The sequence below is a fragment of the Flavobacterium sp. UBA2787 genome, from assembly GCA_002352205.1.
In the GTDB taxonomy this organism is placed as follows: Bacteria; Bacteroidota; Bacteroidia; order Flavobacteriales; family Flavobacteriaceae; genus Flavobacterium.
Map to the genome: position 1 here is coordinate 81,648 of DEHZ01000005.1, position 14,017 is coordinate 95,664.

The window sequence follows — 14,017 nt, forward strand, 5'->3', positions numbered from 1 at the left end:
ATTATTTAAAATAATTATAAAGTTTAGTTGCTAATAATTCATTTCCTTCCGGCGAAAAATGTACACCTTCGGTGGCATGAATTACATTTGATTTTTTTTGATTGTAGGCTTTATAAAAATCATCTTGAAACTCTACCGTTTTTAAATTCATCGATTCAAGATTGGTTTTTAATAAATTCCACGTATTTGTATTTGCCGTTGATCTATCGCCGAAACTATTGTTATTGTCAATTAAAACAACAATTGGAACAATGTTTTTGGCTTCACAAAACGCTTTAAAAGTACTGAAAATTTTTAAACAGTATTTAAAATCTTCATTATCATTCATATAAACCGGCGGTTTACGGTGTTTTACTTGTTCTTTTGTGCTGTATAGTAATCGTAAGAAAGCAGACTTTGTCCAAATCTTATCTTCCAATTCCAAGTAATTGTTATATCCTTCAATATTTTCATATACGACTCTTGCTCTTTCGGAAACCGGTCTGGAAACAAATTCGATTGGTTTAACACAAGGAACATTTATCAACGAATATTTATTGCTGTTTTCTTCAAACTTAAACCTTGGTTTGGTTTTAACTCCACCTCCATAATAACTGTAAACAGTTGATAAAGAACGTTCAAGATCACCTGAAACTAAACCAAAAATGATGGTATCACATGTAATTTCATTGTTCATAAATCGAAGTAGAGCTTGATCAATTCCATAACCACCACTTCCCATATTTAAGACAGAACGATTTGTTTTTTTGGATAAAATTGCCGGCCAAGTATCTTCATAAACTACAGCATCACCATGTGTAAACGAATCACCTATACAAATAATATCATAATGATTTTGGGTCTTAATTTTAGCTTTAAAATCTTCTTCCGAACAACGAAAACCATTACTATCGGAAAAGTAAATACCGTCTTGTTTCCATTTTCCATGCGACCATCCTAACAGCGAATCATAAATTCTATAACCATCCGTTTGAGTGGTTGGTTTTTTGGAATCTTGGTATTGAATTGGTAAAATGTACTTTGTTTTTTTTCCTAAAACATATTCATGTCCGTTTGATTCGGTTAAAATAAATCGTGTACCAATTTCCAATAAAGCAAGGGTAATAAAAACGGAAATAAGAATAGGTTTTAAACTTTTCATCGGTATTAATCCTTTTTAAATTTTACTAACCATTTTTCTCTGTTCTCAAAATCAATTTGTTCCGTTTTAGTGTAAACAAAATCATTGATGACTAGAAAATCCATTTCGGTACTCATAAAACAACGAAAAGCATCAAAAGGAGTACAAACAATCGGTTCGCCACGAACGTTAAAACTAGTGTTGACAACTAAGCCGTAATTGGTTTGTTTTTCAAAAGCATGAATCAATTCCCAATAACGTTGATTTGTTTCTTTATGAACGGTTTGAATTCTGGCAGAAAAATCTAAATGCGTGATCGATTGAACATCACTTCTTTCAAAATATAATCGTTCCCACAGCGGTAGCGAATGATAATTTTCCGGTAAAGTTTTTCGTCTGTTTTCTTTTACCGGAGCTACCATCAACATATAAGGTGAACTTGTTTCTAAATCAAAATAATCAGAAACTCTTTCTGCCAAAACAGAAGGTGCAAATGGTCTGAATCCTTCTCTGTATTTGATTTTAAGGTTTAATTTTTTCTGCATTTCCGGATTTCTGGCATCGCCCAAAATACTTCTGTTTCCTAAAGCTCTTGGACCAAATTCCATTTTACCTTGAAACCATCCCACTACATTTCCTTCTGCTAATTTAGATGCGATGAAAGTGGAAAGCTCTGAAAATGATTCATAGTGTTTAAAGTTTGCTTTCACTTTTTTGTTCATCAACATAATTTCTTTATCCGAATAGGCCGGACCAAGGTAGGAACCTTGCATTAAATCGGTTGTATTGTTGAATTCTCTTTCTTCATCAAAATACATGTGACTTGCGGCCAGAGCAGCTCCCAAAGCACCACCGGCATCACCTGCAGCGGGTTGAATATAAATTTCTTTGAAAATATTTTCCTTGAGTAGTTTTCCGTTGGCAACACAGTTTAATGCTACACCACCTGCCATACAAAGATAATCTGCACCGGTTATTCTTTTTGCTTCTTTTGCCATTTTGATGACAATTTCTTCGGTAACAATTTGAATTGCTAAAGCAAGATTACAGTGTTTTTGTTCCAATTCATCTTCATCATCACGTCGTTTGAAACCAAATAATTTTTCCCATTTATCATCATGCACCATTCTGAGTCCGGTAGCGTAATTAAAATACTTTTGGTTTAGCCAGATTGAACCATCTGTTTTTATATCGACCAATTCTTTTTTAATGATTGAAATAAAGCGATCGGTTTCTTCCGATTCCGGATTTCCGTAAGGAGCCAATCCCATTAATTTATATTCACCCGAATTTACGGTAAATCCTAAATAATAAGTAAACGCACTGTATAACAATCCAACAGAATGCGGAAATTCCATTTCTTTTAACAATGAAATTTGTTTATTGTCTCCCATTCCGATGGAAGCTGTACACCATTCGCCCACACCATCAATGGTTAAAATTGCCGCTTTTTCATACGGTGAAGGAAAAAAAGCACTTGCTGCATGCGATAAATGATGTTCTGGAAACAGTAATTTTACCTTTTTTTTATCATATGGACCGACTTCTTTTAAACCATCAAAAATTAATTTCTTAAGAAACATTTTTTCGTTTAACCAAATTGGAATTGCTTTTAAAAAAGAAAGTAATCCCTTGGGTGCAAAAGCATAATAAGTTTGCAAGAGACGTTCAAATTTTAGTAACGGCTTGTCATAAAAAACGATAGCATCAAGATCATCAATTTCTAAACCGGCTTCTTCCAAGCAGAATTTTACGGCATTAGTAGGAAAATCGGGAGTATGTTTAATTCTTGTAAAACGTTCTTCTTGAGCGGCAGAAATAATTTTACCGTTGATGGTTATTGCCGCAGCAGAATCGTGATAGAAAGCAGAAATTCCTAAAATTTTCTTCATTAAAGTTGCATTTTCTTGATTTTATCTTTTGAGTAAACGTGTGTTTTTATTCTAAAAAAGGGACGTTAAACCAACAGATTCTTAAGTTCATAGATTTCTATGCAATAATATGAAATTGTTTTTTAATTGAAGTTTATTTGGCGATGCAATGTTGGTGATTCTCTTGTAAAGTTGAATTTTAATAAAAAAATCAATCAATCCTTCAACCGCTCAAACTTATCCTTAATCATTTTTTTCTCTTCAGGAAAAAAGCCTTGAATAATTAAAAAGAACCCGAAAATCATTAGAATTACACTAATAACGCGTTTTATTTTATAAATGATATAGGGTGTTAAACGGTTTTTAAGTTGTTTAGCTAAGATGATTTTAACGACATCGGTAATCAAATAAGTAATGATAATCACCGTCATAAACAGAACAATACGGTCGGTTTCCATGTTCATTTGAGGACCAAAGACGATGATGATTCCCACCCAAAAACCCAACACACCAATGTTGATGAAATTGAGTATAAATCCTTTGAAAAAAAGTCCTAAATAATTGTTTTTCGGAATTGAATCGGCTAAAAATTCTGGGTTGAGGTTTTTCTTTTTTACTCTTTTTTCTCTGATAAAGGAAATTAAACCAAAAACAAACATAATTACACCTCCAAATATGAATAAACTCGGATCGTCTTTGAGTTTTTCCAAAAGTTGATTGGTACTGAAATAAGCTATCAGAATAAAAACCAAATCGCCAAAAACAACACCAAAGTCAAATGTGATGGCAGCTTTAAATCCTTTGGTAATACTGGTTTCTATCAGTACAAAAAACACAGGACCAATGGTGAAAGCCAAGAGAATTCCCCACGGAATGGCAGCTAAAATATCGTTAAGCATTGAAGTTTGTTTCAGGTTTAAAGTTTCAAGTTACGAAACTTTCTAAATGCTAATTTAGAATTTTAAATTCAAAAAATGAACAATTCTTAATTCATTTCTTTAATTGAACCTCCTAAAACTGTTTTTTGATCAATTTGTTTTGGTTTTCCGTAGATGTAAATATAACCGCCGGCTCTCACTTTGGCATCTACATAATCGGTGGCATGAATACTGGCATTTCCACCCGCATTGATGCTCACAGTAGTTTGATTGGAATTAAATTTACTTGCATTTACTTCACCTCCGGAAGTAACGATAACCTCTTGATTTTGAGTAGTTCCTGTAATATTAATTTTTCCACCTGTAGAAGTTTTACTGTTGCATTTTTGTACATCTAAAGCAATTTTAATTTCTGCTCCTTCTTTGGCATTCAAATTAAAATTAACTGCTTTTATTGTTTTTTCAGCATTCACATAAGAACCTTCGCTGGCTTCAACACCTTCTAATTTTTTGTAGTAAACGGTGGCTTCAATAACTTCACCTTTTAATAATTTTGTCAGCGGCATGCGGATTTTTAAATCGCCATTGTTATTAATCACTTCCACTTCTGAAGCTCTTGAACCTTTGATTTCTACTTTATTTTCATTGGATGGAATGAGCTGAGCTGAAATTCTGTCAAATATTTTTACCGTTGTAAAATCGCCCGGACTTTTGGTTACCGTTTGAGCAAAAAGGGGAGAAGTAGCTAAAATAAAAAGTAAGATGATTTTTTTCATGATAGGATGATTTTGAGATTGATGTATTTCAAAAATAATACCAAATTAAAACTTAATTTTAAGACCACTAAGTATGTTTTAATTTTAAAACTTTAGCATTTTGTGCATTTAAAATAATAAAGAAAACACCTCCTTTTTTATCTTTTGGCGATGAACCTTCTATAACCCAATAAGAATTTTGAACAAAGAAAATAGTATATGGTTTTTGTTTTTTTATTTGTTTTTTGCCGTATTTATTAAAAAGAATGGCTTCTGCAACCTGAACTGCAGTTGTACTATCTTTTAAAATTAATTCACTACCAATGTTTAATTCCGGACTTTCTTCTAGAATTGTTTTAATTTCAAGATTCAAAAATCTTTCTAAAAGTATTTTTTTTCTTTGCTCAACTAGATCATCTTCTTGTTTTTTTGATGCACAGGAAAATAGAGATAAAAGTACTAATGAAAGGATAATATTTTTCATATTTTAAGTTTTATAATATAACAAAACTGTTGTTTTATTAAAATGAAAAAATAAAATAAGTAATATCCCTACAAGGTTCTAAAAACCTTGCAGGATGACTGTCAACAGAAAACCGATAACTATTCTTTCCTTCTAATAAAATGAAAATCCAATTGTTTTTTAACCAAATCGGCATTTTTTACTTTAACGTAAACTTCGTCACCTAATTGTATAATGTTTTTTGAAACTTCGCCTACTAACGCATATTGTTTTTCATCAAACACATAATAATCATCTTTAATTTCGCGGATTCGCACCATTCCTTCGCATTTGTTTTCGATGATTTCTACATAAATTCCCCATTCGGTAACACCGGAAATTACACCTAAAAATTCTTGATCTTTATGGTCTTGCATGTATTTCACTTGCATATATTTGATACTGTCGCGTTCTGCTTTAGCAGCTAAATTTTCCATATCAGACGAATGAGCACATTTTTCTTCATACAATTCTGCCGAAACCGATTTTCCTCCATCCAAATAATATTGCAACAAACGATGCACCATCACATCCGGATAACGACGAATGGGTGATGTAAAATGTGAGTAATAATCAAATGCTAATCCGTAGTGACCAATGTTTTCAGTTGAATAAACCGCTTTGCTCATACTTCGTATAGTCAACGTATCTACTAAATTTTGTTCTTTTTTTCCAACTACATCATTCAACAATGTATTCAATGATTTGGAAATATCTTGTTTCGATTTGAAATTGATTTTATAGCCAAACTTAGAAATTACCGTTTGCAAATTGATCAATTTATCTTCATTTGGTTCATCGTGAATTCTGTACACAAACGTTTTCTTTTGTTTTCCTATAAATTCTGCCACTTTTCTATTGGCCAACAACATAAATTCTTCAATTAAATGATTGGCATCTTTGGATACTTTAAAGAAAACTCCAACCGGTTCTGCTTTTTCATTCAAATTGAATTTTACTTCCACTTTATCAAAAGAAATTGCTCCGTTTGCCATTCGTTTTTGACGAAGGATTTTAGCTAATTCATCTAATTTTAAAGTAGCTTCTACCACATTTTCATGAACTTTATAATCATTTCCGGTTAACGAAATTTCGGCCGGAATGATATCTTTTTTGGTTTCGATGATGTGTTGAGCTTCTTCATACGAAAAACGTTGATCAGAATAAATCACGGTTCTTCCAAACCATTGATTGATTACTTCTGCTTTGGGAGAAACTTCAAAAACGGCAGAGAAGGTAAATTTATCCTCGTGTGGATTCAGAGAACACGCGTCGTTGCTTAACACCTCCGGAAGCATCGGAACAACACGATCAACTAAATAAACCGATGTGGCTCGTTTATAAGCTTCGTCATCCAAAATCGTTCCTTCTTGCAGATAATGGGAAACATCGGCAATGTGAATACCAATTTCATAATTTCCATTGTCTAACTTTTCAAACGACAACGCATCATCAAAATCTTTAGCATCTTTTGGGTCAATTGTAAACGTTAATGCTTTTCGCATATCACGACGTTTGGCAATTTCTTCTTCGGTAACGGAAGTATCAATTTTGTTGGCAAATGCTTCCACTTCAATCGGGAAATCATACGGCAAACCATATTCGGCTAAGATTCCGTGAATTTCTGTATTGTGTTCACCAGGTTTTCCTAATACTTTGATGACTGATCCAAACGGACTATCGGCTTTAACGGGCCAATCTTCCATTTTTACTAAAACTACATCTCCGTGTTCGGCATCGCCCATTTTATTTTTTGGGATGAAAATATCGGTGTACATTTTAGCATTGGCAGTAGTTACAAAAGCAAAATTCTTTTGAATATCAATCACACCTACAAATTCAGTTTTGGCACGTTCTAAAATTTCTAACACTTCAGCTTCGGGTCGGCGAGAACTTCTTCGGTTGTAGATGTAGGCTTTTACTTTATCGTTATCCAACGCATGATTTAAATTGATAAACGGAATGAAGACATCTTCTTCTAATTCATCACAAATAAAATAGCCTGTTTTTCGGGAAGTCATATCGATGGTTCCTTCGTAATATTCGGCTTTGGAAACCATTTGGTATTTGCCAACTTCTACTTCGTGAATTTTATCTTGAGCTTTTAAAATTTTTAAATCGCGGATAATTTCGTTTCTGCTTTTAGTATCATCTAATTCTAAAATAACAGCTATCTGTTTGTATGTGAATGATTTATTGGTTTCTTTTGACAGAATTTTAAATATCTGTGCGGTAAAATCTTTATTTTTTTTACCTAATTTTCTGGGTTTCTTACTCATAATTCTTTTCTAATAAAGGTGAAAATTACGAATAAGATAGCAGAAAATAGAATTTGAAATACAGATTTATTGAAAATATAACTTTTGTATCTTTATGCAAATTTGAAAAATGAAAGACTTTGTGACCGTTGCAGTTTTTAATTTACCCACAGAAATTGCGGTTTTAAAAACTATTTTAGAAAACGAAGGCATTCAGTACTTTTTTGAAAATGAAACGATTGTATCGATCGATCCGTTTGCAAGTATTGCTTATGGCGGAATTAAATTGAAAGTGCATCGAAATGATGTGGTTTTGGTAAAAGGTATTTTAGATAATTTGGATAGTCATTTACGGATTGTAGAATAGTTATTTCTCACAGAAAGCACGAAAAACACAGAATTGACTTTTTTTTAATCAAAGAACACAGATTTATAAAATTTTAGAAATCTTTATAATCGATGGAACGCGGATGAAACGGATTAGCTTCGCTAAACGCAGATTTTAACTGATTTCCTAACTAGATGTAAAAAGGTAATCAAAATTAAAAAGAATACACAACTTGAAACCTTAAACTAGAAACTTTTTAAATACCATCTTCTAACTTCCATCTTAAAATAGTTTTCAACATTTATTAAATACAACAAAAAGAAAAATTAAATTAATTTAAAATTTATGATGGTTATTATAGCGTGTTCATTTGTACAATAACTTTATCCGGTAAACTTGATTTTAAAAGTTGTCGTAAGTTATACAGACTTGTTAACAAGGTTACAAAAAGATAAAATGCTCAAAATGAAGAAAATTTTAGTTTTTATTAACAGTTGTTAACATCCAATTTTTGATGTAAAATATTAATAAGTTTGTTGTGAAAAACTGTTGAAAACCGACTTTAAAAAGTTGATAATTTTAAAGTAAAAAATCAAAACAAAAGTTGATTTATTCATTTCAATTTTTGATTAGAAAAAATTTCCATACTTCTTCAAAATACTTCTAAAATTCTATCTGAATTTATCAACAACCTATGTTAATTTAATGTTACCTCATTATCAAGCGATTATGAAATACTGTTAACAATGGAAAGATTTAACGTTTAGTTTATGATAATTATAAGATTATCAAAGGTTTAGTGAAAAATTAATTAAAAAGAGTTTATTGAGTTTTTTGTCATTCCGACGAAGGAGGAATCTCATAATGTGAATGACCTATTGAGATTCCTCCTTCGTCGGAATGACAAGATTGCGGGTAAACTGCGACTAAAAACAGATAACAAACAGCAGATAACAAATAACAGACAACGGCTACACCAACTTCCACAAAGCCCGAAAAGTAGCCTTAATAAATAACCATTTTGGTAACGTTAACATCACTTTTAAGTTGGAGAAAATAGTACCTTCCTCATTCAAAAATTGAAAGATATTTTGAATGGAATTTTTTTTAAAAAGTGTTCCAAAAAGTTGAGCTCCTAATTCATTATTTTGATGTAAAACTTCTAACAAAATTAAATCGTAAAACCAATAGCGGTTTTTTTGATGAAATTTTGAAAGGTTTTGATTACTTTTTAAGAATTCAACCAATTTTTCAGATTGTTTCTTACTGTTGAAAAAAGTAAAACCGGTACTAGCTTTTGTCCAACCACCGGCCGTTCCTATGAATAAAACGCGTTCCGAATTCTGTTTATGAAACGGAAAACAAGTCATCGGAATGTTTCCACTTTCTTTTTCTACAATTTCATGATCGGTGATACCCAGATTTTGAAGATAGTTTTGAATCGCTTTTTCGTAAACTGATTTTTCTAATAAATCTTCAGAAAACAACGTATATTCGAACAAAGCTTCGGTTTTGGAAGTTGGCAAAACATACATAAATCGAGTGTTTCCATCTTGTTCTATTGTAAAATCCATAAATTTTACTTCTGAATCATCAAAAATTGCTTCTTTGGTTTTGATGAACCAACCGATGAAATGTTGCTTTAAATAGGGATAGTTAGTTTGATTGAGAATTGGATTGACATCGAAAAAGCTATTCAATAGAAAATGACTTGAATATGTTTGATTTTTTCCTTGAACTTCAACCGAATCTTCAATTGTTTTCCAATTTAAAATTTCATCCTTTTCAAACGTAAAATTGGATTTGTTTGAAATTTTATCGAATACCAATTTGTAAAAATCACTACTTCTAATCATTTTATACAAATAAGGATTCATTTCAAAAGATTGTTGAAAATCCTGATTTCCGATGAATGCTTTTTCCCAAGTTTTGGATAGGATGGAATCGAATTCGCCATTTGGTTCTTCCCAAAAACACCACGTTCGGTCGTTTTGATTTTTAATTTCTTTGTCGATTATTAGAATCGATTTATCATCAAACCACGCATCATTCGCCATCCGATAAGCGGTTAGCAAACCGGATAATCCGGAACCAAGGATGATGTAATCGTATTTTATCATTTAATTTTTTTTTAGCCACGAATTCACAAATTAAATCTACTATATTCGTGAATTCGTGGTAACATCATAATCTATTCTTAAAACTCTTAAAATCCTCATTCAACCCTTTAAAATCCAAAACACCTTTTCGGTTTTTCAAATGATCTAAAATAACGAATGATTTTTCAATTCGAAGTTGAGAACTTTTGTATTTGTTTACTACATGAATTAACGTTCGCTGTTTTCCCGGTGTGAGTTTATGAAACAAATCGCTTCCTTCGGGATCGCTGAAAAAGACTTCTTCCATTTCTTCCGATAGTGGCATACCGTATTTGCTATCGTCTTTAACTAATTCAACTTTTACATCATCATTCAAATGCAAATTCAGTTTTTTAGAGATTTCTCTATTCAATAAAATATAATGAAAAGTCACTTTTGGTAACATCGCACAATGAAAAGAAAAATTTCCGTTAAGTGTGCAAACCACCCGTTTATCTTTGGCTTCTTTGACTAGTTTTTCAAAAACAGCCGGCGGAATCGGGATGTGTAATTCCCAATACAACGTATTATCATCAAACGAACAAACCTGACCGTTAAATTTCATCCTAAGCTGATTGAATTTGATTATTTTTGTAAAGATAAAAATAACAACACAACTACAAATGAAAATCTCTATTGGAAACGATCACGCTGGTCCGGATTATAAAAAAGCCATCGTTGATTTTTTAGAAAAACAAGGTCATGAAGTCATTAATCACGGAACCAACACAACCGACAGTGTTGATTATCCCGATTTTGGTCATCCCGTAGCCAGCGATGTAGAAACAGGAAAAGCCGACTTAGGAATTGTCATTTGCGGCAGCGGAAACGGAATCGCTATGACTGTCAATAAACACCAAGGCATTAGAGCTGCTTTGTGTTGGACAAAAGAAATTGCGGCTTTGGCAAGACAGCATAACGATGCAAATATTATTAGTATTCCTGCTCGATTTACTTCGATTCCGCAAGCAGTTGAAATGGTGGAAACTTTCTTGAAAACTGATTTTGAAGGAGGAAGACATCAGAATCGAGTGAATAAAATAAGTTGTTCGTAAAAAACAAAAAACCTAAATGTCCACCAACCCAAAAATCCACAAGCACAATGTAACCGGAAAAAATCTGATTTTATCCATTTTACTCAATACATTGATTACGATTGCTCAAGTGATTGGTGGAATTGTTTCAGGAAGTTTGGCTTTAATTTCTGATGCATTACACAATTTTTCCGATGTGCTTTCGCTCATTTTTAGTTTGGTGGCTCATAAATTATCCAGAAGAAAAGCTTCCATCAGTCACACATTTGGTTATAAAAGAGCTGAATTGATTGCAGCGTTTATTAATGCCTCCACGTTGATAGTTGTGGCATTTATATTGATTTATCATGCGATAATTAAATTAGCACATCCTGAACCCATTGAATCCAGTTTAGTGATTTGGTTGGCACTTTTAGGAATTGCTGTCAATGGATTTTCTGTTTTATTACTTCGTAAAGATGCGGCTCATAATTTGAATATGAAATCGGCTTATTTGCATTTATTCACTGATATGATGGCTTCTGTCGCGGTTTTAACCGGTGGTTTATTGATGAAATTCTACCAAATTTATTGGGTAGATAGTGTGATGACATTGTTGATTGCTGTTTATTTAATCATTGTTGGAACAGATTTATTTATAAAATCTACTAAAATGTTGATGTTGTTTACACCGGATACAATCGACATTAAAGAAATTGTTAGAGAAGTACATCAAATTAAAGGAGTTGGCAAATTACATCACATTCACGTTTGGCATTTAAACGAAGAAGAATTGCATTTAGAAGCTCATCTCGACTGTGCAGCCGACATTAAAATGAGTGAATTCAACGATTTATTGCATGAAATTGAAGAAGTGCTTTATGAAAAATTCAATATCAATCACGTGAATATTCAACCGGAATTTCAGAAGGTTGATCCGAAGGATTTTATTGTGCAGGATTGATACTACTCTTACAAAAAAAGAAATCACATTTTACCACTATAAATAACTATAATGAATCAAATTCAATATATTCAAAACGCCACACAACTTCCGGTTAAAGGAATTGAAAATACGTTACAACTTCTTTCCGAAGATTGCACAATTCCCTTCATTTCTCGTTATCGGAAAGATCAAACCGGTAATTTAGATGAAGTGCAAATTGAGCAAATTTTTAAACATAACAAGCAATTTGAAGAAATTGTTAAGCGAAAAGAATCTATTTTAAAGGCAATTGAAGAGCAAGGACAACTTTCTCCGGAGTTAAAATTGAAAATTGAAAATTCTTTCGATTTACAAGAAATTGAAGATTTCTACTTACCATACAAAAAGAAGAAAAAAACCAAAGCCGATGCAGCCCGTGAAAAAGGATTGGAACCGTTGGCGAAGATTATTATGGCACAAAACAGCGATGATATTGAGTTCATTGCTTCAAAATATTTGAACGATAAAGTAGCCAATGAAGACGAAGCCTTACAAGGAGCAAGAGACATTATTGCCGAATGGATCAATGAAAATACGTTTATTCGTAAAAATTTGCGTCGATTGTTTCAACGAAAAGCAGTTGTTTCTACTAAAGTAGTGAAATCAAAAAAAGACGATGAAAATGCTCAAAAATTTAATCAGTATTTTGATTGGGCTGAACCACTTTCCAAAGCACCTTCTCATCGATTATTGGCCATGTTGCGAGCAGAAGCAGAAGGTTTTGTGAAAATGAATATCGAAATCGAGCCTGAAGAAGCATTGGAATTCATCGAAAATAATACCATTAAAAACAATAAAGAAACCGCACATCAACTGAAATTAGCCATAAAAGACAGCTATAAACGCTTGTTAGAACCAGCCATTTCCAACGAAACGCTACAAGAATTTAAAACCAAAGCGGATGCAAAAGCCATTGAAGTTTTTGCTCAAAATTTAAGTCAGTTATTGCTTGCTCCGCCTTTGGGTGAAAAACGAATTTTGGCCATCGATCCGGGTTATCGTTCGGGTTGTAAAGTGGTTTGTTTGGATGAAAAAGGCGATTTGCTCTACAACGAAACCATCTATCCTCATCCGCCACAAAATGAAAATGCGATGGCGATGAAAAAAATTCGTTCGATGGTCAATGCGTACAACATTGAAGCAATTTCAATCGGAAACGGAACTGCCAGTCGTGAAACGGAATTTTTCATCAAAAAAATTGCTTTTGACAAACCGATTCAAGTGTTTGTAGTTTCTGAAGCGGGAGCATCGGTTTATTCAGCATCTAAAATTGCACGCGATGAATTTCCAAATTATGATGTAACCGTTCGTGGATCCGTTTCTATTGGAAGAAGACTTTCAGATCCGTTAGCAGAATTGGTAAAAATTGATGCCAAATCAATCGGAGTGGGACAATACCAACACGATGTAGATCAAACCAAATTAAAAGAAGAATTGGATACTGTAGTGGTTCGATGCGTAAATTCGGTTGGGGTAAATTTGAACACCGCCAGTAAATCATTGTTGAGTTATGTTTCCGGAATTGGCGAAAAAATGGCTGAAAACATCGTAAATTTTCGTTCGGAAAATGGTCCGTTTGAAGATCGAAAGCAATTGAAAAAAGTGCCACGATTAGGCGAAAAAGCCTATCAACAAGCAGCAGCTTTTATTCGTATTCAAAACGGGAAAAACCCATTGGATAATTCGGCAGTACATCCTGAGGCTTATTCAATTGTGGAAAAAATGGCGAAAGATTTGAAAATTTCATTAACTGATTTAATAGGAAATAAAGAAAAAATTTCCTTAATCAAACCCGAAAATTATACCAACCAAACCATTGGAATTTTAGGAATTAAAGACATTTTAAAAGAACTAGAAAAACCAGGACTTGACCCGAGAAAATCGGCAAAAGTTTTTGAATTTGATCCGAATGTCAAAAAAATGTCAGACTTAAGAACAGGAATGATTTTGCCCGGAATTGTCAACAACATCACCGCTTTTGGTTGTTTTGTAGATATAGGTTTAAAAGAAAGTGGCTTGGTTCATATTTCACAACTCAAAGCCGGTTTTGTCTCGGATGTGAATGAAGTAGTGAAATTGCATCAACACATTCAAGTAAAAGTGGTTGAAGTGGATGAAGTAAGAAAAAGGATTCAGTTGACGATGATTCTATAACTAAAACGAGTAATT

General features: G+C 32.8%; 12 protein-coding genes. 4 read left to right on the forward strand and 8 right to left on the reverse strand.

Annotated elements, in window-relative coordinates:
• Position 1: 1 nt before the first annotated feature.
• From B4N66_RS04360 to rnr, 6 genes are all read right to left on the reverse strand, one after another.
• Positions 2-1,141 (reverse strand): hypothetical protein, encoded by a 1,140-nt coding sequence (locus B4N66_RS04360; RefSeq protein ID WP_291092622.1) that lies wholly within the window; start codon positions 1,139-1,141, stop codon positions 2-4.
• Between the two features lie 5 nt (positions 1,142-1,146).
• A complete protein-coding gene (locus tag B4N66_RS04365) occupies positions 1,147-3,012 on the reverse strand; it encodes a carbamoyltransferase family protein (RefSeq protein ID WP_291092623.1) in 1,866 nt (621 codons plus the stop codon).
• Between the two features lie 194 nt (positions 3,013-3,206).
• Positions 3,207-3,890 carry a LysE family translocator gene (locus B4N66_RS04370; protein ID WP_291092624.1) on the reverse strand — a complete coding sequence of 228 codons (684 nt, stop codon included), beginning with the start codon at positions 3,888-3,890 and terminating at the stop codon, positions 3,207-3,209.
• An 86-nt stretch (positions 3,891-3,976) separates the two neighbouring features.
• Positions 3,977-4,645 (reverse strand): head GIN domain-containing protein, encoded by a 669-nt coding sequence (locus B4N66_RS04375; RefSeq protein WP_291092625.1) that lies wholly within the window; start codon positions 4,643-4,645, stop codon positions 3,977-3,979.
• Positions 4,646-4,712: 67 nt separating this feature from the next.
• Positions 4,713-5,108, reverse strand: coding sequence for a YbbC/YhhH family protein (locus tag B4N66_RS04380; protein WP_291092626.1), 396 nt, complete (start codon positions 5,106-5,108; stop codon positions 4,713-4,715).
• Positions 5,109-5,227: 119 nt separating this feature from the next.
• Entirely contained in the window at positions 5,228-7,405 is a 2,178-nt protein-coding gene (gene rnr / locus B4N66_RS04385; RefSeq protein ID WP_291092628.1) for a ribonuclease R, read from the reverse strand.
• A gap of 109 nt (positions 7,406-7,514) precedes the next feature.
• Here rnr and B4N66_RS04390 point away from each other — a divergent pair, with 109 nt between their 5' ends.
• On the forward strand, positions 7,515-7,751 hold the full coding sequence (locus B4N66_RS04390; protein WP_291092629.1) for a DUF2007 domain-containing protein: 237 nt from the start codon (positions 7,515-7,517) through the stop codon (positions 7,749-7,751).
• 932 nt (positions 7,752-8,683) lie between these two features.
• On the opposite strand, the gene B4N66_RS04395 is transcribed toward B4N66_RS04390, so the two are convergent.
• Entirely contained in the window at positions 8,684-9,832 is a 1,149-nt protein-coding gene (locus B4N66_RS04395; protein WP_291092630.1) for a lycopene cyclase family protein, read from the reverse strand.
• Between the two features lie 64 nt (positions 9,833-9,896).
• Positions 9,897-10,415, reverse strand: coding sequence for a DUF1905 domain-containing protein (locus B4N66_RS04400; RefSeq protein WP_291092632.1), 519 nt, complete (start codon positions 10,413-10,415; stop codon positions 9,897-9,899).
• 58 nt (positions 10,416-10,473) lie between these two features.
• Between B4N66_RS04400 and rpiB the strand changes: the two genes are divergently transcribed.
• The 3 genes from rpiB to B4N66_RS04415 are packed head-to-tail and all read left to right on the forward strand — an operon-like array spanning position 10,474 to position 14,002.
• A complete protein-coding gene (gene rpiB / locus B4N66_RS04405; RefSeq protein ID WP_291092633.1) occupies positions 10,474-10,905 on the forward strand; it encodes a ribose 5-phosphate isomerase B in 432 nt (143 codons plus the stop codon).
• A 16-nt stretch (positions 10,906-10,921) separates the two neighbouring features.
• Positions 10,922-11,827 carry a cation diffusion facilitator family transporter gene (locus B4N66_RS04410; protein ID WP_291092635.1) on the forward strand — a complete coding sequence of 302 codons (906 nt, stop codon included), beginning with the start codon at positions 10,922-10,924 and terminating at the stop codon, positions 11,825-11,827.
• A 51-nt stretch (positions 11,828-11,878) separates the two neighbouring features.
• The gene (locus tag B4N66_RS04415; protein ID WP_291092637.1) at positions 11,879-14,002 is read left to right on the forward strand and encodes a Tex family protein; all 2,124 of its coding nucleotides are present in this window, start codon (positions 11,879-11,881) and stop codon (positions 14,000-14,002) included.
• Positions 14,003-14,017 lie beyond the last annotated feature (15 nt).